The organism is Leifsonia sp. YAF41 (genome assembly GCF_052113185.1).
In the GTDB taxonomy this organism is placed as follows: Bacteria; Actinomycetota; Actinomycetes; order Actinomycetales; family Microbacteriaceae; genus Cryobacterium.
This window is the reverse complement of the sequence record NZ_JBFRCS010000009.1, coordinates 246,669-268,128: the sequence shown is the minus strand read 5'-3', so window position 1 is coordinate 268,128 and position 21,460 is coordinate 246,669. Positions and strand designations below refer to the sequence as shown.

21 protein-coding genes are annotated in these 21,460 nt (G+C 63.8%); 17 read left to right on the top strand and 4 right to left on the bottom strand.

The features are described 5' to 3' along the window. The first annotated feature begins 35 nt into the window (after positions 1-35). Positions 36-2,513 carry a transcription termination factor Rho gene (rho, locus tag AB4Y63_RS11790; RefSeq protein ID WP_441791235.1) on the top strand — a complete coding sequence of 826 codons (2,478 nt, stop codon included), beginning with the start codon at positions 36-38 and terminating at the stop codon, positions 2,511-2,513. Further along, entirely contained in the window at positions 2,513-3,595 is a 1,083-nt protein-coding gene (gene prfA, locus AB4Y63_RS11785; RefSeq protein WP_441791234.1) for a peptide chain release factor 1, read from the top strand. Before rho ends, prfA begins: the two co-directional genes overlap by 1 nt. 392 nt (positions 3,596-3,987) lie before the next feature. Here the strand turns inward: prfA and epsC are convergent, their stop codons facing one another. Continuing rightward, positions 3,988-4,563: a serine O-acetyltransferase EpsC gene (gene epsC / locus AB4Y63_RS11780; RefSeq protein WP_441791233.1), complete on the bottom strand. Its 576-nt coding sequence runs from the start codon at positions 4,561-4,563 to the stop codon at positions 3,988-3,990. Positions 4,564-4,640: 77 nt separating this feature from the next. Further along, the gene (gene cysK / locus AB4Y63_RS11775; protein WP_441791232.1) at positions 4,641-5,579 is read right to left on the bottom strand and encodes a cysteine synthase A; all 939 of its coding nucleotides are present in this window, start codon (positions 5,577-5,579) and stop codon (positions 4,641-4,643) included. A 97-nt stretch (positions 5,580-5,676) separates the two neighbouring features. Between cysK and prmC the strand changes: the two genes are divergently transcribed. The 13 genes from prmC (at position 5,677) to AB4Y63_RS11710 (ending at position 17,547) form a co-directional block, all read left to right on the top strand. Continuing rightward, positions 5,677-6,591 (top strand): peptide chain release factor N(5)-glutamine methyltransferase, encoded by a 915-nt coding sequence (prmC, locus tag AB4Y63_RS11770; RefSeq protein ID WP_441791231.1) that lies wholly within the window; start codon positions 5,677-5,679, stop codon positions 6,589-6,591. A gap of 424 nt (positions 6,592-7,015) precedes the next feature. After that, positions 7,016-7,936 (top strand): L-threonylcarbamoyladenylate synthase, encoded by a 921-nt coding sequence (locus AB4Y63_RS11765; RefSeq protein ID WP_441791230.1) that lies wholly within the window; start codon positions 7,016-7,018, stop codon positions 7,934-7,936. Between the two features lie 2 nt (positions 7,937-7,938). Further along, the gene (locus AB4Y63_RS11760) at positions 7,939-9,162 is read left to right on the top strand and encodes an MraY family glycosyltransferase (protein ID WP_441791229.1); all 1,224 of its coding nucleotides are present in this window, start codon (positions 7,939-7,941) and stop codon (positions 9,160-9,162) included. Next, positions 9,159-9,635 carry a hypothetical protein gene (locus AB4Y63_RS11755; RefSeq protein ID WP_441791228.1) on the top strand — a complete coding sequence of 159 codons (477 nt, stop codon included), beginning with the start codon at positions 9,159-9,161 and terminating at the stop codon, positions 9,633-9,635. The genes AB4Y63_RS11760 and AB4Y63_RS11755 overlap by 4 nt, the downstream gene beginning before the upstream one ends. A gap of 118 nt (positions 9,636-9,753) precedes the next feature. Then, positions 9,754-10,596, top strand: a complete 843-nt coding sequence (gene atpB, locus AB4Y63_RS11750; protein ID WP_441791227.1) for a F0F1 ATP synthase subunit A — start codon at positions 9,754-9,756, stop codon at positions 10,594-10,596. Between the two features lie 51 nt (positions 10,597-10,647). Further along, positions 10,648-10,890 (top strand): ATP synthase F0 subunit C, encoded by a 243-nt coding sequence (gene atpE, locus AB4Y63_RS11745; RefSeq protein ID WP_345069561.1) that lies wholly within the window; start codon positions 10,648-10,650, stop codon positions 10,888-10,890. A gap of 29 nt (positions 10,891-10,919) precedes the next feature. Continuing rightward, positions 10,920-11,486 carry a F0F1 ATP synthase subunit B gene (locus AB4Y63_RS11740; RefSeq protein ID WP_441791226.1) on the top strand — a complete coding sequence of 189 codons (567 nt, stop codon included), beginning with the start codon at positions 10,920-10,922 and terminating at the stop codon, positions 11,484-11,486. 4 nt (positions 11,487-11,490) lie between these two features. Continuing rightward, positions 11,491-12,288 carry a F0F1 ATP synthase subunit delta gene (locus tag AB4Y63_RS11735; protein WP_441791225.1) on the top strand — a complete coding sequence of 266 codons (798 nt, stop codon included), beginning with the start codon at positions 11,491-11,493 and terminating at the stop codon, positions 12,286-12,288. Positions 12,289-12,374: 86 nt separating this feature from the next. Continuing rightward, positions 12,375-14,012 (top strand): F0F1 ATP synthase subunit alpha, encoded by a 1,638-nt coding sequence (gene atpA, locus AB4Y63_RS11730; RefSeq protein WP_441791455.1) that lies wholly within the window; start codon positions 12,375-12,377, stop codon positions 14,010-14,012. Positions 14,013-14,117: 105 nt separating this feature from the next. Further along, positions 14,118-15,020 (top strand): F0F1 ATP synthase subunit gamma, encoded by a 903-nt coding sequence (locus AB4Y63_RS11725; protein WP_441791224.1) that lies wholly within the window; start codon positions 14,118-14,120, stop codon positions 15,018-15,020. 20 nt (positions 15,021-15,040) lie between these two features. Then, the gene (atpD, locus tag AB4Y63_RS11720; protein WP_441791223.1) at positions 15,041-16,504 is read left to right on the top strand and encodes a F0F1 ATP synthase subunit beta; all 1,464 of its coding nucleotides are present in this window, start codon (positions 15,041-15,043) and stop codon (positions 16,502-16,504) included. Between the two features lie 2 nt (positions 16,505-16,506). After that, positions 16,507-16,773 carry a F0F1 ATP synthase subunit epsilon gene (locus tag AB4Y63_RS11715; RefSeq protein WP_441791222.1) on the top strand — a complete coding sequence of 89 codons (267 nt, stop codon included), beginning with the start codon at positions 16,507-16,509 and terminating at the stop codon, positions 16,771-16,773. A gap of 3 nt (positions 16,774-16,776) precedes the next feature. Next, a complete protein-coding gene (locus tag AB4Y63_RS11710; RefSeq protein WP_441791221.1) occupies positions 16,777-17,547 on the top strand; it encodes a YaaA family protein in 771 nt (256 codons plus the stop codon). 77 nt (positions 17,548-17,624) lie between these two features. Here AB4Y63_RS11710 and AB4Y63_RS11705 read toward each other — a convergent pair whose 3' ends face one another. Next, positions 17,625-18,176, bottom strand: coding sequence for a methylated-DNA--[protein]-cysteine S-methyltransferase (locus AB4Y63_RS11705; protein WP_441791220.1), 552 nt, complete (start codon positions 18,174-18,176; stop codon positions 17,625-17,627). Between the two features lie 131 nt (positions 18,177-18,307). Between AB4Y63_RS11705 and AB4Y63_RS11700 the strand changes: the two genes are divergently transcribed. After that, positions 18,308-19,276 (top strand): aldo/keto reductase, encoded by a 969-nt coding sequence (locus AB4Y63_RS11700; RefSeq protein ID WP_441791219.1) that lies wholly within the window; start codon positions 18,308-18,310, stop codon positions 19,274-19,276. Positions 19,277-19,305: 29 nt separating this feature from the next. Here AB4Y63_RS11700 and AB4Y63_RS11695 read toward each other — a convergent pair whose 3' ends face one another. Next, positions 19,306-20,019 carry a FadR/GntR family transcriptional regulator gene (locus tag AB4Y63_RS11695; protein ID WP_441791218.1) on the bottom strand — a complete coding sequence of 238 codons (714 nt, stop codon included), beginning with the start codon at positions 20,017-20,019 and terminating at the stop codon, positions 19,306-19,308. Between the two features lie 115 nt (positions 20,020-20,134). On the opposite strand from AB4Y63_RS11695, the gene AB4Y63_RS11690 reads away from it, so the two are divergent. Continuing rightward, entirely contained in the window at positions 20,135-21,400 is a 1,266-nt protein-coding gene (locus tag AB4Y63_RS11690; protein WP_441791217.1) for an Nramp family divalent metal transporter, read from the top strand. The last annotated feature ends 60 nt before the right edge of the window (positions 21,401-21,460 follow it).

Here is a 21,460-nt window from a genome sequence, read left to right as displayed (position 1 = left end):
CAGCATTCAGACACCAGGGGAAAGGAACCCTCTTCGTGACAAACGTCAACCTCCGTGCCTCAGGTGCGGACTCGTCAAGCCTGAACGCCCTCCGCGTCGCCGAGCTCCAGTCTCTGGCCGCCGACCTGGGCATTTCTGGCGCCTCCAAACTTCGTAAAGGAGAGCTCGTGGAAGCAATTTCCGAGATCCAGAACAAGAACGCCGACGCTGCTGCTCCCGTGAGCGCCCCTGTCGCCGACTCAGCCCCCGCCGCCTCGGTCGAAGCAGCACCCGCTGCAACCGAGACCGCAGCTCCGGCCGCCGCCGAAGCATCCGCCGACGCCGCACCGCGCAAGCGTGCCTCGCGTCGTGCCACCACTGCGACCGCAGCCCCCGCCGCCACTCACGTCAACGCTGACGGCGGCACCGGCCTCGGCATCATGGTCGTCGAAGCAACTCCTGCTTCAACCGAAACCCCCGTAGCGACCACCGGTCGCTCACGCAGCCGTTCCACCGCTGCCACCGAGGCGCCCGAGGCTGCAACCGCCGTCGTCGAGGCTCCCACCACGGATGCCGCCGCTGAGAAGCCGGCCCGTCAGACCCGCAAGCGTGCCAGCAAGCCGGCCGGTGCCCCCGATGTGACCAGCGCTCCCGTCGCTGACGTCGCCGCGACCACCGCTGCCGCTACCGAGACGCCCGCCGCCACCACCACCGAGGCAGCCGACGTTGCCGAGGCCACCGACGCTGCATCCGCGACCGGAGGTCGTCGTGAAGGCGGCCGTGAAGGTCGCCGTGGTTCACGCCGCGGAGGCGCACAGCGCGACGAGGCCCAGGCCGAGAAGCCGGCCGAGACCGCTGTCGAAGCGCCCGCCGAGACCGCTCCTGCAGCCGAGGCCACCGACGAGACCGGCACCGAGGCAGCAGCCGACGCGTCAGAGCAGCCCCGCCAGGGACGCAACCGCAACCGCAACCGTGCTGAGCGCGGCGAGCGTGCCGAGCGCAACCAGGGCGACCGCGCCCAGGGTGACCGCACCCAGGGCGGCGCCGAGCGCGCACCTCAGGGTGAGCCGCGTGCCGAGCGCGCAGCCCAGGGCGAGCGCACCGAGCGCAGCCAGGGTGGTGCCGAGCGCACCGAAGACGGCAACCGTCAGCAGAACCAGCGCCAGGCTCGCAACCAGAACGAGCGCGGCGACCGTCAGCAGGGCGACCGCAACCAGGGCGACCGTCAGCAGAACGACCGCAACGCGGGCGAGCGCACTCAGGAGCGCAACCTCCTCGAAGAGGAGCTGGGCGGCCGCAACAACCGCAACCGTTTCCGCGACCGCAAGCGTCGCGGCCCGGGCGTCGGCGATGACTTCGAACCCGAGTTGAACGACGACGACGTGCTGATCCCCGTTGCCGGCATCCTCGACGTTCTCGACAACTACGCGTTCGTGCGCACCTCGGGCTACCTGCCCGGTGCCAGCGACGTCTACGTCTCGCTCGGCCAGGTCAAGAAGTACAACCTGCGCAAGGGTGACGCGGTCGTCGGCTCGATCCGTCAGCCGCACGAAGGCGACCAGGCCGGACGCCAGAAGTACAACGCCATCGTCAAGGTCGACTCGATCAACGGTCTGACCGTTGAAGAGGCCGCCACGCGCGTCGAGTTCCAGAAGCTCACCCCGCTCTACCCGCAGGAGCGTCTGCGCCTCGAGACCGAGCCGGGCAAGCTGACCCAGCGCATCATCGACCTCGTCGCCCCGATCGGCAAGGGCCAGCGCGGCCTGATCGTCGCGCCGCCGAAGGCCGGCAAGACCATCGTGATGCAGCAGATCGCGAACGCCATCGCCACCAACAACCCCGAGGTTCACCTCATGGTCGTTCTGGTTGACGAGCGTCCCGAAGAAGTCACCGACATGCAGCGCACCGTCAAGGGTGAGGTCATCGCCTCGACCTTCGACCGTCCCGCTGAAGACCACACCACGGTCGCCGAGCTCGCCATCGAGCGTGCCAAGCGTCTGGTCGAGCTGGGCCACGACGTCGTCGTGCTGCTCGACTCGATCACCCGCCTCGGCCGTGCGTACAACCTGGCCACCCCGGCTTCAGGTCGCATCCTCTCCGGTGGCGTCGACGCTGCGGCGCTGTACCCGCCGAAGCGTTTCTTCGGTGCTGCCCGCAACATCGAAAACGGTGGCTCGCTCACCATCCTCGCGTCGGCTCTCGTGGAGACCGGCTCGAAGATGGACGAGGTCATCTTCGAAGAGTTCAAGGGCACGGGCAACATGGAGCTGCGTCTGTCACGCCACCTGGCCGACAAGCGCATCTTCCCGGCCGTCGATGTGAACGCATCCGGCACCCGCCGCGAAGAAATGCTGATGAGCGCCGATGAGGTCAAGATCACCTGGAAGCTGCGTCGGGCCCTCGCCGGTCTCGAGCAGCAGCAGGCGCTCGAGGTCATCCTCGGCCGTCTCAAGGAGACCTCGTCCAACGTCGAATTCCTGATGCAGGTTCAGAAGTCGATGCCGACTCCGAACGGTTCAGACAAGGACCACTGATGTTTGAGTCTGTATCCACCCTGCTGACCGAACACGACGAGCTGCAGGCGCAGTTGGCCGACCCCGAGTTGCACTCGAACCCGGCCCGCTCGAAGAAGGTCAACCGTCGTTACGCCGAGCTCAGCCGCATCATCGCGGCGTACAACGAGTGGCGCGAGGTTGTTGACAACCTCGACGCCGCTCGTGAGCTCGCCGACGAAGACGAGGCGTTTGCCGAGGAGATCCCGGGGCTCGAAGAGCAGCTGGAGGCGACGGCTGAGAAGCTGCGCCGCCTGCTGATCCCACGTGACCCCAACGACAGCCGCGACGTGATCATGGAGATCAAGATGGGGGAGGGCGGTGCCGAGTCGGCACTGTTCGCCGCCGACCTCCTGCGCATGTACCTGCACTACGCGGAGTCGAAGAAGTGGAAGACCGAGATCATCGAGCAGACCTCGAGCGACCTCGGTGGCATCAAGGATGTCCAGCTCGCGATCAAGGGCAACTCCACCGACCCGGCTGAAGGCGTCTGGGCGCACCTCAAGTACGAAGGTGGTGTGCACCGCGTTCAGCGTGTGCCGGCCACCGAGTCGCAGGGACGCATTCACACCTCCGCCGCCGGAGTGCTCGTCTTCCCCGAAGTCGATGAGCCCGAAGAGGTCGAGATCCACCCGAACGACCTCAAGATCGACGTGTACCGCTCGAGTGGCCCCGGTGGTCAGTCGGTCAACACCACCGACTCCGCCGTGCGCATCACCCACTTGCCGACCGGCATCGTGGTGGCCATGCAGAACGAGAAGAGCCAGCTTCAGAACCGTGAAGCCGGCATGCGCGTGCTTCGTGCCCGCGTTCTCGCTCGTCAGCAGGAAGAGATCGACGCCGCGGCATCGCTCGTCCGCAAGGGCCAGATCCGCACCATGGACCGCTCCGAGCGCATCCGCACGTACAACTTCCCGGAGAACCGCATCGCGGATCACCGCACGGGATACAAGGCGTACAACCTGGATGCCGTCATGAACGGCGCCCTGGGTCCGGTCGTCGAGTCGTGCATCATCGCCGACGAGGAAACCCGTCTGGCTGAGATCGGCGACACCGAGGCGTAACCCGCACGCAATTCAGTGAGGACCCCCGCGAACCGAAGTACTTTCGGTTCGCGGGGGTCCTCGCGTATATGCCGCCTCCTCGCCGAGTTTGACAATTCCGGTCCACTTTCCCCGGTGTGCCGGGGAAACTCGACCGCAACGGTCAAACTCGGCGCACTGGCGCGACAACGGATGCCCCGCGCCAGTCACAACGGCACCCGCCGCTAGGCTGAGCCACACCATGAACCCCGACTCGAGCCTCGACGAACCTGCAAAGCCGGCCGGCTAGTCGCATCCGTCTCACTTCGCCGAGCTTGCCACTTGCGGTCGACTTTCCCTGGTGCGCCGGTCAAACTCGACCGGAACGCGCAAACTCGGCGCAGCAGACTGCTCGGCAGCGAGTGGGTCCGCATCTACTCCGAGTGCGTGAGCCCGCGCGCCGCCTCGATCGTCTCGGGCTTCGCCGGCCGAATCACCGCGGGCACGCCGACGAGAAGTGAGTGGTCCGGCGCATCCTTGGTCACGACGGCATTCGCGCCGACCGTGCTCCAGGCCCCGATCACAATCGGACCGAGCACCTTGGCGCCGGCGCCGACCGTGACCCCGTTCTGCAGGGTCGGGTGACGTTTCGCACCGCGCGGAATCCCGTGGGCGCTTTTTCCGCCCAAGGTGACGCCGTGATAGAGCATCACGTCGTCGCCGAGCTCGGCGGTCTCGCCGATCACGACGCCCATGCCATGGTCGATGAAGAGCCGTCGGCCGATCGTCGCGCCGGGGTGGATCTCGACGCCGGTCAGAAACCGGGTGAACTGCGAGATCAGGCGCGCCGGAAGGCGCACGCCGGCTCGCCAGAGACGATTCGCGACCCGATACGACCAGACGGCGTGCAGCCCGCTGTAGGCGAGAAACACCTCAGCCTTGCTGCGCGCGGCCGGATCGTGAGCGCGTGCCGTGGCGATGTCCTCACGGATACGCGAAAAAACTCCCATGCGCCTATTGGAACACAGAACGGTGGCCAGGCGTCTCCGCCTGGCCACCGTTCTTTTGTGTTCAGAACAATGAAGCTCTAGTCGAGCAGGTCTTCGTAGAGCATCGTCGAAATGTAACGCTCGCCGAAGTCCGGAACGACGACGACGATCGTCTTGCCGTCGTTCTCGGGGAGTTTCGCCTGCTCGAGGGCAGCCCACACGGCGGCGCCGCCGGAGATTCCGGCGAGGATGCCTTCGTCAGTGGCCAGGCGACGTGCGGTGGCGAGCGAGTCGGCCAGTGTGACATCCGTCACCGAGTCGTAGATTTCACGATCGAGGATGTCGGGAACGAAGTTCGCGCCGAGGCCCTGGATCTTGTGCGGGCCAGGGGTGCCGCCCGAAAGGATGGGGGAGTCGATCGGCTCGACGGCGACGATACGGATGTCGGCGTTCTGTGATTTCAGGTACTGGCCGGCACCGGTGATGGTACCGCCCGTGCCCACGCCCGCCACGAAGATGTCGACGGCGCCGGCGGTGTCTTCCCAGATCTCCGGACCCGTGGTCGCCTTGTGGATGGCCGGGTTCGCCGGGTTCGCGAACTGGCTGGCCAGAACTGCACCTTCTGTGGCAGCCACGATCTCGCGTGCCTTCTCGACCGCGCCGCGCATACCGTCAGCGCCGGGCGTCAACACGATCTCTGCGCCATAGGCACGCAGCAGCACGCGGCGCTCCTTGCTCATGGTCTCCGGCATGGTCAGGACAACCTTGTAGCCGCGAGCGGCGCCGACGAGTGCGAGGGCGATTCCGGTGTTTCCACTGGTGCCTTCGACCACGGTTCCGCCGGGCTGCAATGCGCCAGACTTCTCGGCAGCGTCGAAGATTGCGACGCCGATGCGGTCCTTGACACTCCCGGCCGGGTTGTAGAACTCAAGTTTGGCGAGCACGGTTGCCCCGGAGTCGCCGACGACCCGGTTGAGTCGAACCAGGGGAGTTCTCCCGACGGCTTCAGTGATGTCGGAAAAAATCTGTGCGGGCATGTTGGGTGCCTTTCAGTGAGGGTCATCGGTGGGGTTCACAGCCGAGTTCAGCCTAGGCCCAGCTTCTGCCACCGGCGAGTGCGTTACGTTTCTAACTGTGAACCCGACACCCGACGCTTCTGCTCAGCCGACCCAGCCTCCGCTCCAGCCGCCCACCACCGTCGACGCCCTGCGCGCCGAGGTGAGCGCGATCCTTCGCGCGGCCGGCGTGGTCGATCCCGAGGTCGACGCCGATCTGCTGATCGGCCATGTGCTCGGCCAGAGCCGCGGGCAGATCCAGGCCGCCGGCATCCTGGGCACCGCGCTCTCTGAAGCGGATGCCGCCACCGTCCTCGAACTCACCGCGCGCCGTGCGACCCGCGAGCCGCTGCAGCACATCACCGGCAAGGCTCCGTTCCGTCAGCTTGAGCTGTCGGTCGGCCCGGGCGTCTTCGTGCCGCGCCCCGAAACCGAGCAGGTCGTGCAGTTCGCGATCGATGCGCTCATGTCGATGCCCGACGCCGAGCCGATCGGCATCGACCTCGGCACCGGAAGCGGCGCGATCGCCCTGGCGATGGCCACCGAGGTTCCGCACGCACGCATTTTCGCCGCCGAGAACTCGCCAGAGGCCTTCCCCTGGACGACCAAGAACTTCGCCGACTCCGGCGCGACCAACGCGACTCTCGTTTTCGGTGACCTCGCCGACGCGTTCCCCGAGTTGAACGGAACGGCCGCCGTCGTCATCTCCAACCCGCCCTACATTCCGGCTGCCGCGATTCCGCGCGACCCAGAGGTGCGTCTGTTCGACCCGGCCCATGCGCTGTATGGCGGAGAAGACGGTTTGGATGTCGTACGTGACGTCTCGCAGACAGCGCTGCGACTGCTGCGTCCCGGCGGAGTTCTCGTGCTCGAGCACGGGGAGCTGCAGGGCGCCGAGATCCGTGGCATCCTCGACGCCGACGGTTGGCGTGCCACGGCGACGCACCGCGACTACACGACGCGCGACCGGGCGACGACGGCGATTCGCCCGTAACGGTGGTCGAGCTTGTCGAGACCTGGTGATCCCTCTCGTTGATCGAGGAGCAGCCGACGGAGTCGGCCGCGTCTCGAGATCTCGCGAGTCGACCCTTGAACCTGGGTCGCGTTTGAACATCGGCTCACGGGGTCTCGAGACACCGGCTCGCTGCGCTCGCTCGCCCTCGACCAACGAGATTGCTGCGCTCGCTCGCTCTCGACCAACGAGATTGCTGCGCTCGCCCCAGCATTCGCGGCGGCCTCGAACCCGCCCTGCCACCAGGTCCTCGCCAATTGGTACTCACTGGCCCCGGTCAGGCGCCAAGGCGGGCAGTCGCTGACGAAAATCGTAGGCGTAGAGCGTCTTGTCACAGTCCAAGAAGTACACGTCCGCGGCCATGTCCCCAGTATCCCCCAAGCCATCTGCATTAGAATCGGTGCAAATGACACGCATCTACAACTGCTCGGTCGCATCGGAATTCACGGCTGGCATGAGATTGGCACGCTCGGCGATCGGTCGCGGTGCTCTCGTCGTCATCCCCACAGACACCGTCTACGGCATCGCCGCTGACGCATTCAGCCCCGAGGCTGTGCAGAAGCTGCTGGATGTCAAGGGTCGCGACCGCCAGTCCCCGCCGCCCGTTCTCATCTCCGGCCTTCCGGCGCTCGACGGCCTTGCCGCCGAAATTCCGCAGCCGGCCCGCGATCTCGCCGCGGCTTTTTGGCCCGGCGGACTCACCCTCATCCTCAAGGCACAGCCATCGCTCGCCTGGGACCTGGGGGAGACCAGGGGCACGGTCGCACTGCGCGTTCCGAGCAACCAGGTCGCCCTCGATCTGTTGTCCGAGACCGGGCCGCTCGCCGTCTCATCCGCCAACCGCACCGGAATGCCGTCGGCCATTGACGCGGTGGGCGCCGAAGAGATGCTCGGCAACAGCGTCTCCGTCTATCTCGACGGGGGAGTGGCCGGGCTCGAGTACGACGCGATCGGCGACCGCCCCGGCGACACCTCGTCGACCATCATCGACGCCAGCCGATTCGACACCAACGGCGGCAAACTTCACATCGTGCGAAACGGCGTCATCTCGCGTGAAGAAGTCGAGGCCGTGATCGGCGATGCACTCGCCGCGCTCATCGAGCCGACGGATGCAGCGGATGCAGCGGATGCCGCGGATGCGACGGACGCAACGGACGCAACGGACGCAACGGACGCAACGGACGCAACGGACGCAGCAGACGCAGCAGATGCAGCAGACTCGACAGACGCCACAGACGCCGCGGTCACCGCAGACGCAGCAGCGTCGACGGATGCGACCGACCCGGCCGACGGCTCCGTCGCCGCCGACTCCTCTGCGCGCGGCTGACCATGACCCYATTTTTTCTTCTCGCACTCGTCTCGGCGGTCGTCACATTCGGTGCGTCCATCGTCGTCTACAAGGTGAGCCACAAGTACCGGCTCTATCCGAAGATCCGTGAGCGCGACGTGCACACCCGGCCGACGCCGCGGCTGGGCGGCATCGCCATGTTCCTCGGCATCATGGTGGCGTTCGGCGTCTCCTATCTCATCGCTGCCCAGTTCGCGCCACTGCGCCTGGTCTTCTCGAACCCCACCCAGATCCTGGCGATTCTCGGCGCTGCCCTGCTGATCGTGCTGCTCGGCGTCGCCGATGACCTGTGGGACCTCGACTGGATGACGAAGCTGGCCGGCCAGTTCATCGCCGCGGGTATCGTCGCCTGGCAAGTGCAGATTCTCTCGCTGCCGATCGGCGGACTCACCGTCGGTTCCGGCTGGATGTCCATCGTGATCACCGTGATGGTGATTGTGATCGTGATGAACATGATCAATTTCATCGACGGACTCGACGGACTCGTCGCCGGCGTCGCACTGATCGCCAACGGCACCTTCTTTATCTACAGCTACCTGCTGGTGAGGGACACCTCGCCCACCAACTACTTCAACCTCGCCTCCCTTATCGCGGCGATCCTGGTCGGCGCCTGCGCCGGATTCCTTCCGATGAACTGGCGCCCCGCGAAGTTGTTCATGGGCGACGCCGGTGCGCTGCTTGTCGGCCTGTTGATGGCCACCTCCGCCATCGCGATCACCGGGCAGATCGACCCGACCGCGCTCAACCGGTCGCAGCTGTTCCCCGCTTTCATCCCGATTCTGCTGCCGGTGGCGATTCTGATCATTCCGCTGCTCGACTTCGGGCTTGCCGTGTTCCGCCGGGTGCGCGCCGGAAAGTCGCCGTTCAGCGCCGATCGCAAGCACCTCCATCACCGCCTGCTCGATATGGGGCACTCCCACTTGCACGCCGTGCTGATCTTCTACGGCTGGACCGCTGCCGCATCCATCGGCTGCCTTCTCTACTTCGTTTTGCCCGTCTACCTCGGGCTGCCCAGCTGGTACGCGAGCATCTTCTTGGTTCTCGCCCTGCTCGCCTGCACCATCGTGACGCTGGCTCCGCTCAGCCGTCGCAAGGCAGCTGAAGCGGCGAGCCAGCTTGCACCGACCCAGAACGACTCGAGTGAAGCAAGCGCGGGGTTCGACCCCCTGGATGCGGCTTCCACACTGACCAAGGACAATTCATGACCTCCGCTACACCCTCCCCGACGCCTGAACCGACTTCGGTGCCGATCTTCCGCAAGATCCTGATCTATGGTTCGATCCTGTCGCTCGGCATCGCGATCGTCGGCGCCATCATCGGCGGAATCGTCGCCGGCCCCACCGGAGTCGTCAGTGCGCTGGTCGGGGCCCTCATGGCCGCCGTGTTCATGGGCATCACGGCAGGCAGCCTGCTGATCGCCAACAAGTACGCCGGACGCGAGTCGGCAATCGGTGCGTTCTTCGGCATCGTGATGGGCGGCTGGCTGCTCAAGTTCGTGCTTTTCCTGGTGCTGGTCGTCGTGCTCAAGGGGCAGTCGTGGGTTGAGCCGGGCGTGCTCTTCCTCAGCATCATCGCGGGCGTCGTGGGCTCTCTCGTGGTCGACGTCGTCGTCTTGATGAAGAGCCGGATGCCGTACACCAGCGACGTCGTGTTGCCACCGGCACCGCACGACGACTAATCTCGCTCTCGATTCGGCCTCAGCACTGTTTTATTGCTACAGTGTGTAGAGATCCCCCCCGGTTGACTGCTACTTCACTGCGGTCAAAACCGGCCCCACATTCGTCGTCGCGAGAGCCTTGTGCTCCGCCCCGAAACAGGAGATAGCGCTGCTAGAGAACGCTGTAAACCTGCTGGTCCCGCTCGCCAACGACGACGGTGGCTTTCATGGTCCTTCCATCAACGAATTCTTCCCCGAAGCTATTTTCTTCGCTGACACCCCCTTCGAGATCAATCGCGTCATCCTGATCCGCTTCATCGCGGTCGCAGTGTTGATTCTGATCTTCTGGATCGGTACTCGTCGCATGAAGATCATTCCGACCCGTCTGCAGAGTCTGTGCGAAATGGGCCTCGACCTGGTGCGCGTCAACATTGCCGAGGATGTTCTCGGCAAGGTAGACGGCAAGCGGTTCCTTCCGCTGCTCACCACGATCTTCTTCATGGTTCTGTTTATGAACGCGACGGGCATCATCCCGTTCCTGAACATGGCAGGAACCGCCGTGATCGGCGTTCCGCTCGTGCTGGCCACTGTTGCCTACTTCGCATTCCTCTATGCCGGAGTCAAGAAGCACCCGGGCACGTTCTTCCGCAACTCGCTCTTCCCGCCCGGTGTTCCGCCGGCGCTGTACATCATCGTGACGCCGATCGAGTTCGTCTCGACCTTCATCATCCGCCCCGTCACTCTGACGCTGCGACTCATGATGAACATGGTTGTCGGTCACCTGCTGTTGGTGCTCTTCTTCGCAGCAACCCAGTTCTTCTTCTTCACTGCAGATGGCGGTCTCAAATTCTTCGGAGTGGGAACCCTCGCATTCGGCTTCGTCTTCACCCTCTTCGAGGTGTTGGTCGCCGTACTTCAGGCTTACGTTTTCGCCTTGCTCACCGCTGTCTACATCCAGCTCGCGCTGGTTGAGGAACACTAAATAACGAATCCGGCACTCGCCGAAATTCGCTCATCACGGAAGGAAACACACGTGGACGCAACAACCGTTCTCGCGGCACTCTCAGGAAACATCGCGACCGTTGGCTACGGCCTCGCCGCAATCGGCCCGGCAATCGGTGTTGGTATCGTCGTTGGCAAGACCATCGAGGGTGTTGCTCGTCAGCCCGAACTCGCCGGTCGCCTGCAGGTTCTGATGTACATCGGTATCGCCTTCACCGAGGCGCTGGCCTTCATCGGTATCGCAACGTACTTCATCTTCACCACCGGCCAGTAATCCTCTTTTCTCTCTAGTTAGGAGGCATGATGCTTCACGCTGTAATAGCAGCACAGGCCACCGGTGAGCAGACCAACCCGCTCATCCCGGCGGTCTACGACATCATCTGGTCGGCAGTCTGCTTTGTCGTGATTTTGTTCTTCTTCTGGAAGCTCGTGCTTCCGAAGATGCAGAAGCTTCTCGATGACCGTGCAGAGGCCATCGAAGGCAACATCGCCAAGGCTGATGACGCCCAGCGCAAGGCCGAAGCTGCTCTCGAGCAGTACACGGCCCAGCTCGCTGACGCGCGTGCCGAAGCCGGAGCGATCCGCGACCAGGCACGTACCGACGGCGCCAAGATTGTCGCTGAGCACAAGGAACAGGCACTGACTGAGGCTGCACGCGTTACCGCGACGGCCAAAGCTCAGATCGAAGCTGAGCGTCAGGCGGCCGTTGTGTCGCTGCGCAGCGAGGTCGGAACCCTGGCCATCGATCTTGCCTCCGGTGTTATCGGCGAGAGCCTGACCGACGACGCGAAGGCTAGCGCCATCGTTGACCGGTTCCTGGCTGATCTCGAAGCCTCGGAGTCCTCGGCTTCAGTAGCCGGAAAGAAGTAACAACATGGGAAGCGCCACCAGAGAAGCTGTGGCTTCGTCGCGGGCAGCACTTGCTGCCCTCGGCGGGACCATTGATCTGGCGACGGGCGAAAGCCTCCTTGACGCCGGCCGTGTGATTGGCAGCTCGTCGCAGCTGCTTTCCGCATTGGCCGACCCGTCTGCGGATGTCGCAGCCAAGCAAGCACTCGTCTCGCGCGTGTTCGGCACTGCCGTGACGCCCGCCGCCTTGGAGCTGCTCAAAGCTGTCTCCGGGGAGCGCTGGTCCAACCAGGGCGACCTGCTCGCCGGGATCGAAGAACTCGGGCTGCGGGCAACTGCCCGCTCCGGTGCCGGCGACGGTTCGATCGAAGGCGAGCTCTTCGCTTTCGGTGCGACCGTCTCCTCCGATTCCGAGCTGGAACTGGCCTTGGCCAGCAAGCTCGGTCTCCCCGAGGCGAAGGCCGGACTTGTATCGGCCCTTCTGACCGGCAAGGTCTCGCCGCAGACGCTCGTCATCGTGCGTCACCTCGTGCAGCAGCCGCGTGGCCGCCGGATCGGTGAGCTGCTTCGGCACGCCGCCACCGTCGTCGCCGACCAGGCTGGAACCACGATTGCAACTGTCATCTCGGCGAATGCACTCGCACCCGCCCAGCTTGACCGGTTGAAGAAAAGCTTGGCCGACCGTTATGGCCGTGCCTTGACGCTCAATCAGATCGTCGACACCAGTGTCGTCGGCGGCCTGCGGGTGCAGATCGGGGATGACGTCATTGATGGCAGCATCGCAACCCGAATTGCCGACCTGCGACTCCAGCTTGCTGGCTGACCCACACCAGCCAGAACTCACGAACCTCGAAACGGCAGCGTTTCGAAAAGACAGAACTGTACACCCAGTACAGAAAAGGGAAGATGATGGCAGAACTCACGATCAGCCCGGATGAGATCCGCGGCGCTCTCCAGGACTTCGTCAAGTCCTATGAGCCAAACAAGACCGCGACCACCGAGGTCGGTTACGTCACCACCGCGGGTGACGGAATCGCACACGTCGAGGGTCTCCCCGGCGTTATGGCCAACGAACTGATCAAGTTCTCCGACGGAACCCTGGGCCTCGCCCAGAACCTCGACGAAGACGAGATCGGTGTTGTTGTGCTCGGTGAGTTCACCGGCATCGTCGAAGGCATGGAAGTTCACCGTACCGGTGAAGTTCTGTCCGTTCCCGTCGGCGACGGCTACCTCGGCCGCGTCGTTGACCCGCTGGGTGCTCCGATTGACGGTCTCGGCGAGATCGCAACCGAAGGCCGCCGCGCACTCGAACTGCAGGCGCCCGGCGTCATGCAGCGTAAGAGTGTTCACGAGCCCATGCAGACCGGTATCAAGGCCATCGACGCCATGATCCCGATCGGCCGTGGCCAGCGTCAGCTGATCATCGGTGACCGCCAGACCGGTAAGACGGCCATCGCGATCGACACGATCATCAACCAGAAGGCCAACTGGGAGTCCGGCGACACCAACAAGCAGGTTCGCTGCATCTACGTCGCCATCGGCCAGAAGGGCTCCACCATCGCTTCGGTGAAGGGTGCCCTCGAAGACGCCGGAGCGATGGAGTACACCACCATCGTCGCCGCCCCCGCTTCAGACCCGGCCGGCTTCAAGTACCTCGCTCCGTACACCGGCTCGGCCATCGGCCAGCACTGGATGTACGCCGGCAAGCACGTTCTCATCGTCTTCGATGACCTGTCGAAGCAGGCAGAGGCCTACCGCGCCGTTTCGCTGCTCCTGCGTCGTCCGCCGGGACGCGAGGCATACCCCGGTGACGTGTTCTACCTGCACTCCCGTCTGCTCGAGCGTTGTGCCAAGCTCTCCGACGAGCTGGGCGCCGGCTCGATGACCGGTCTGCCGATCATCGAGACCAAGGCGAACGACGTTTCCGCCTACATCCCGACCAACGTGATCTCGATCACCGACGGCCAGATCTTCCTGCAGTCCGACCTGTTCAACGCCAACCAGCGCCCCGCTGTTGACGTGGGTATCTCGGTCTCCCGTGTTGGTGGCGACGCTCAGGTGAAGTCCATCAAGAAGGTTTCCGGAACGCTGAAGCTCGAGCTGGCTCAGTACCGCTCGCTCGAAGCATTCGCCATGTTCGCTTCGGACCTCGACGCGGCCAGCCGCCGTCAGCTGGCCCGTGGCGCACGCCTCACCGAGCTGCTCAAGCAGCCGCAGTACTCGCCGTTCCCGGTCGAGGACCAGGTCGTTTCGATCTGGGCAGGCACCAACGGCAAGCTCGACGAGGTTCCGGTTGAAGACATCCTGCGCTTCGAGCGCGAGCTGCTCGACCACTTGGCCCGCAACACCAGCGTTCTGACCACGCTGCGCGAGACTAACGTTCTCTCCGATGAGACCGTTGCCACGCTCTCCGCAGAGGTCGACAAGTTCAAGCTCGAGTTCCAGACGGGCGAGGGCAAGCCGCTCGCTTCGGTGGGCAAGGAGCAGTTCGACGCCATCGCAGCTGAAGACGTCAACCAGGAAAAGATCGTCAAGCAGAAGCGCTAGCTGATTCGATCGGTTCGGCTTCCACCGGGAGCCGAACCGATCGGAACAGGTAACCGATCTCGGTTATCGCTTGTAAGACACAACCAACACCAGAGAAAGAGACACATGGGAGCGCAACTTCGGGTCTACCGGCAGAAGATCAAATCTGCCCAGACGACCAAGAAGATCACTCGGGCCATGGAGCTGATCTCCGCCTCGCGCATTCAGAAGGCGCAGGCGCGAGTCGCGGCGTCCACCCCGTATTCGCGTGCGATCACTCGTGCAGTGTCCGCGGTTGCCACCTACTCGAACGTTGAGCACGTGCTGACGACCGAACCAGAGAAGATCCAGCGCGCAGCCGTCGTGATCTTCGCCTCCGACCGCGGTCTGGCCGGAGCATTCAGCTCCCAGGTCCTGCGCGAGGCTGAAGAGCTCAGCGAACTGCTGCGCAGCCAGGGCAAGGATGTCGTGTACTTCCTCGTCGGCCGCAAGTCGGTGGCGTACTTCAGCTTCCGTCACCGTGCTTCAGAGCGTATCTGGACCGGCGGAACGGACCAGCCGCAGTTCGAGACGGCGAAGGAAATCGGCGACGCACTGCTCGAGACCTTCCTCCGCGACTACGAAGACGGTGGCGTCGACGAGATTCACATCGTCTACAACCGCTTCGTCAGCATGGTCACTCAGGTGCCAGAAGTTGTGCGTTTGTTGCCCCTCGAAGTTGTCGAAGGAATCGAAGAGCCCGCGGAGAGCGTTGTTCTCCCGCTCTACGAGTTCGAGCCCGATGTTGAGACCGTTCTTGACGGCCTCCTCCCGGTCTACATCGAGAGCCGCTTGTTCAACGCCATGCTGCAGTCGGCTGCTTCCGAGCACGCCAGCCGCCAGAAGGCAATGAAGTCGGCGAGCGACAACGCAGACAAGCTCATCACTGACTTCACGCGCTTGGCCAACAACGCGCGCCAGTCTGAGATCACGCAGCAGATTTCCGAGATCGTGGGTGGAGCCGACGCGCTCTCATCCGCCAAGAACTAAACCCCAGAGAAGAGAGAGCAATGACTGACACCGCAACAGCGCCAGTCCAGGCCGTGGCGCCGGCTGGTGCCGTGGGCCGTATCGCACGCGTGACTGGCCCCGTCGTCGACATCGAATTCCCCCACGACTCGATCCCGGGCATCTACAACGCACTGAAGACGACCATCGTCATCGGCGAGGCCTCGACCGTGATCACGCTTGAGGTTGCACAGCACCTCGGTGATGACCTCGTTCGTGCGATCGCGCTGAACCCGACCGATGGTCTGGTCCGTGGCCAGGAAGTTCAGGACACCGGATCACCGATCACGGTTCCCGTTGGAAACGTCACCAAGGGCAAGGTCTTCAACGTCATCGGCGAGGTGCTCAACGCCGAGCCCGGCGAGAAGATTGAGATCACCGAGCGCTGGCCGATCCACCGCAAGCCCCCGGCATTCGACCAGCTTGAGTCGAAGACCGAGCTCTTCGAGACCGGTATCAAGGTCATCGACCTTCTCACCCCGTACGTTCAGGGTGGAAAGATCGGCCTCTTCGGTGGTGCAGGTGTTGGTAAGACTGTTCTGATCCAGGAAATGATCCAGCGCGTTGCGCAGGACCACGGTGGAGTTTCGGTGTTCGCCGGTGTCGGTGAGCGTACCCGTGAAGGTAACGACCTCATCCACGAAATGGAAGAAGCAGGCGTCTTCGACAAGACCGCCCTTGTCTTCGGCCAGATGGACGAGCCGCCGGGAACGCGTCTCCGCGTCGCCCTCTCCGCCCTCACCATGGCTGAGTACTTCCGCGACGTGCAGAAGCAGGATGTTCTGCTCTTCATCGACAACATCTTCCGCTTCACCCAGGCCGGTTCCGAGGTGTCGACCCTTCTCGGTCGTATGCCTTCCGCCGTGGGTTACCAGCCGAACCTCGCCGACGAGATGGGTGTTCTTCAGGAGCGCATCACCTCGACGCGTGGTCACTCGATCACCTCGCTGCAGGCGATCTACGTGCCGGCCGATGACTACACCGACCCGGCTCCGGCGACCACCTTCGCCCACCTCGACGCCACCACCGAGCTGTCGCGTGCGATCGCCTCGAAGGGTCTCTACCCGGCCGTCGACCCGCTGACCTCCACCAGCCGTATCCTCGACCCCCGCTACTTGGGTGCCGATCACTACAACACGGCTGTGCGCGTCAAGGCGATCCTCCAGAAGAACAAGGAACTCCAGGAGATCATCGCGATCCTCGGTGTTGACGAGCTCTCTGAAGAAGACAAGGTCACCGTTTCGCGTGCCCGTCGCATCGAGCAGTTCCTCTCGCAGAACACCTACATGGCGAAGAAGTTCACCGGTGTTGAGGGTTCGACTGTTCCGCTGAAGGACACCATCGAGTCGTTCACGGCTATCGCCAACGGTGACTTCGACCACGTGGCCGAGCAGGCCTTCTTCAACGTCGGTGGCATCAACGACGTCGAAGAGAAGTGGGCTCAGATCCAGAAGGAGAACCGCTAACCATGGCTTCAGCCCCGCTGAATGTCAGCGTTGTCTCGGCGGACCACCAGGTGTGGTCCGGCGAGGCGACCATGGTCGTCGCTCGCACCGTCGAAGGCGAGATCGGCATCCTGGCCGGTCACGAACCGATGCTGGCGATCCTGGCCAGCGGTGAGGTTCGTGTAACCCTCGCCGACGGATCCAAGGTCACGGCTGCGGCCGATGACGGGTTCCTCTCCGTTGAGAACAACACGGTCACCATCGTGGCCCGCAAGGCAGAGCTCGTCTAATACGTGCTGGTACTGCTTCCGCCTTCTGAAACGAAGCGCGACGGCGGAAGCGGCGGCCCCCTTCGGGTCGCCGCTTTCGCTTATCCGGCGCTGAACGATAAACGCAGCGCCCTCGTGCGCGCGCTCGTCGATCTCGCCCACGACAYGGATGCCTCGGTGAAGGCTCTCAAGCTCGGCCGCACGCAGCTGGCCGAGATCGACCGCAACAAGGCCGTGGCCACCTCGCCGACGATGCCCGCGATCGACCGGTACACCGGAGTTCTCTACGACGCGCTCGACGCGGACAGCCTCGACGCGGCAGACCGTGAATTCGCCGGTCGCCACCTGCTTGTGCACTCGGCTCTGTTCGGGCCGATCCGGGCGCTCGACCTCGTTCCCGCCTATCGTTTTTCCCACGACTCGCGTCTTCCCGCGGTCGCTTTGAAGAAGCACTGGAGCGCAGCGGTCGCTTCGGCCCTCGCCGAGACGCCTGGTCTGGTGCTCGACCTGCGCTCCGAGGCCTACGTGGCTCTCGGCCCAGTGCCGAAGCGCGCGGAGTCCTACTTTCTGCGCGTCGTCACCGAAGCCGCCGACGGTCAGAAGCGTGCGCTCAACCATTTCAACAAGAAGTCCAAGGGCGAGTTCACCCGGGCGCTTCTGAAGAGCCGACGCGATTTCGCGACGGTTGACGAACTGCTGCGCTGGGCGCCGTCGGCCGGGTTCCAACTGCGGGCGGGTGCTCCGGGCGAGCTCGAGCTGGTGGTCGAGCAGATCGTGGCGGCGAAACGCGCCTGAATCGGGCATCCGTTTCGTTCTGAATCGCATCGACCCGACCGGGCGGCGGCTCGTGAAGCTCATTCAGGCCGACCGTGTCAGACCACGTCGAAGATGACACCGACCGGGTCAGGTTCGATTCGTGGCGGGGCGACCAGAAACGGGATCTTCTCGTGTGTCAGGAGCCACGCCTTGGTCACCACGCCGGCGCCCTGGCTGTAGCCCGTGATCTCGCCGGAGACCGAGAGAACCCGGTGGCAGCCGACGAACAGGGGGAGTGGGTTCGCCGCGATGGCCCCACCGACCGATCGCCCGGCACCCGGCTGCCCGACCGCCTGAGCAATCGCGCCGTAGCTGGTCGCCGAGCCGAACGGCACGTCTTTCAATGCCGCCCAGACTCGTTTCTGAAACTCAGTTCCGCCGCCCAGCTGCAGAGGAACGTCAAACGTCGTGCGGGTGCCGGCGAAGTACTCGGTGAGCTGCTGCGCGGCAGTCTCGAGCAGCGGGGAGGGGCGCTCAGGAAAGGCGTCGAGGGGGAGTTGGTCGGCATAGCCGATCTTCACGGTCAGAAGATGCCCATCATCTGCGGTGAGTTCGATTCTGCCGAGCGGACTTGTCATGCGCTGAAGCGCGTTGTGTGGTGTCGTCATGCCGCCGACGGTACGCAGCGGCCGACGCACGCCGCATGCCGTGCATCCGTTCGGTGGACAACATCCGTCACCTCGGTGTGGTGGAGAACGCGCAAGCTCGGCGTGGAGGCAGGCGGCGTTAGGGTTGAGGCATGGCTGAAATCGACTATCGCAGGCTCGGCAACTCTGGACTGATCGTCTCGACGATCGGACTGGGCTGCAACAACTTCGGGCGCACCGGAACGGCGTCAGAGGGACAGATCGGCACCAGCGCGGTCATCGATGCGGCCATCGATACCGGAGTCACATTCTTCGACACCGCTGACATCTACGGTGCAGAGCGCGGTCTGAGCGAGACTCTGATGGGTCATTCGTTGAAGGGCAAACGCGACAAGATCGTGCTTGCGTCGAAGTTCGGCATGGACATGGGCGGCCTGAACGGTCCCGACTGGAACGCGCGTGGCTCACGCCGCTACATCCGTCTCGCCGTCGAGGCGTCGCTCCGTCGTCTGCAGACTGACTGGATTGACCTGTACCAGCTGCATGTTCCCGACCCCAACACTCCGATCGAAGAGACGCTGTCGACCCTCGACGATCTGATTACTGAGGGCAAGATCCGTTACATCGGTCATTCGAATCTGGCCGGCTGGCAGATCGCCGAGGCTGAGTTCACCGCTGAGCTCAACGGGCACCCCAAGTTCATCTCTTCACAGAACGAGTACAGCCTTCTGGTGCGCGGTGCTGAGGCAGAGGTGCTTCCAGCGGTGAACGCCTACGGGCTCGGCTTCTTGCCGTTCTTCCCGCTGTACAACGGTCTGTTCACCGGCAAGTTCAGCCGCAACGGCGGGCCGGCCGACAGCCGGATCATGCGCATCCGTCCGCACCTGGCCGAGCAGGCGCCCTGGGACCTGATCGAAAAGTATGAGGCGTTCTGCGCCGAGCGCGGAGTGAGCATGCTCGCCGCAACGCTCGCCTGGCTTCTTGCGCAGCCCGGCCTCACCAGCGTGATCGCCGGAGCAACAAAGCCGGAGCAGATCGTGCAGAATGCGGAGGCCGCGACGGCTTGGAAGCCCAGTGCCGACGACATCGCCTGGATCTCGAACTTGTTCGCCTCTCAGTGAGGTCGACGCGTTCCTTCGCGACCCTTGGCTCAGTTGCCGGTGACGTCACCGGTCGGTGCGATCAGCTCCTGAATGCCCCCGAGGTGATCTCGCATTGCCTGTTCGGCAAGTGGGCGGTCGCCGGATTTCAGGGCATCGACAATGGCCCAGTGACCCGCCAGAGATTCGGCTTTGCGGCTCGCGTCCTGAAATCCCAGTCGTCGTGATGAGCTCGCCCATTCGCTGACGATGTGGAGGAGATCGGACAGGAGTGGGTTCCGGGTGATGTCGGCGAGCATTACATGGAAAGCGACGTCGAGTTCGAGAAGTCGAGCCGCGCTGGATTCTTGTTCGGCGGTGCGCAGCAGGGCCTCCATGCGGTCGATGTCAGCGGGGCCGGCCTTCGATGCGGCAAGACCGGCGACCCCGGGCTCCACGGCACGGCGCATCTCCATGATTTGATGAAAATCCTGCTTCGCCTCCCGGAACACCGACGACAGCTGCGCCGTCTGCGTGGGGGTCGACGATTCGAGAACGATGGTGCCGCGGCCCGGGCGGCGGCTGACGAGGCCTTTGAGTTCCAGCTCCAGCATTGCCTCGCGCAGGGTAGCCCGGGAAACGCCGAGGGTCGCGGCGAGGTCGCGCTCGGCGGGAATCTTCTCGCCGCGGGGGAGTACCCCGCGAATGATCATAAGCTCCAACTCGGCGGCGAGGTTGCCGCCCATCGAAACCCAGCCCTGGCTCGCTGAGGACCAATCAACCATTTTTCGTCCTGCCTCTGGGGTCTGATGAATCAACTGTTGCACGCCCAGTCTAATCCATGGCATATTGGTCAGACCAAGAGACCAACGGCGGTTTCGTGGAACCAGACGGAGCACAATGGAAACGGCAGTTCTTACCGCACCACAATCAGTCCACGGCAGTTCCCGACTGCGCCGCATCCTCGGCGTCGCCGGCCCCGGTTTCATCGTTGCAGCGGCCGGCGTCGGAGCCGGCGACCTCATCGCCTCCCTGAACGCCGGGGCCAGTTTCGGCCTGACGCTGGCCTGGGCGGTCGTCGTCGGCTGTTTCATCAAGTTCATCGTCACCGAATGCATCGGGCGCTGGTCGCTGGCCACCGGAATCAGCCCACTTCGCGGATTCCACCAACTCAGCAAAATCTTCACCGGCTACTTCGGGGTGTACTCGATCATTCTCGGATTCTTCTACGGAGCGGCTATCGCAGGGGCGCTCGGCCTGACCGTGCATGCCATGTTCCCGGCCGTCGATATCAAGGTCGGCGCCATCGTTGCTGTGCTCAGCGGACTGGGGATCCTCTGGATCGGCAAGTACGCCTCATTCGAGAAAATCATGGCCTTCTTCGTTGCCGTCATGTTCTTCTCGATCGTGGGAGCGGCGATTCTGACCAAACCGGATCTGAGCATCCTGCTCAGTGGCCTGACACCGAGAGTTCCTGTTGACGGCACGTTCTATGTTCTGGGCGTGATGGGCGGCGTCGGCATGTCGATCGGCCTGTTGTCCTACGGATACTGGCTGCGCGATCGCGGCTGGAACGGACCGGGCTGGATCAAGACAATGCGCCTGGACCTCGTCATCGGATACGGCATGACCTTTATCTTCATGTTCGCCATGATGATCGTCGGCGCCGCGTTCTTGCAGGGCAGCGGCACCGAGGTCGGCGGACTCAGCGACTTGAACTCGCTCGCCGACCCGTTCGCCGAACAATTCGGCGAGCCGGCCAAATGGCTGCTCCTGATTGGCATGTTCTCTGCCGTGTATAGCTCGCTGATCGGTGGCTACAACGCCCTGGCCAACGTCTTCAACGACATCTTCAACATCGTGCGCAAAACAGATCAGGAGCGCGACGAAGGCGCGGCGCGCTCGGTGCCGTTCCGTGCCTACATTCTCTGGATGTGCATTCCGCCGCTCTCGATGCTGTTCCTCGACAAGCCTGTGACTCTCGTGCTGATCTACGCTGCACTGGGCGCCCTGCTGATGCCGGTGCTGATCGGCGGCCTGCTCTGGCTGATGAACTCCAACCGCATCGACAAGAAATATCGCAACGGGCTTGTCATGAATTCCGCGTTGGTGATCGGCCTCGCGATGTTCGTCGGCCTGGCCGTCAATGAATTCCTGACCTTCTAACCGTCCTAACCGTCTTCGCCGACACACCTCGCGCAGATGCAGACACGCACGTCAACGAAA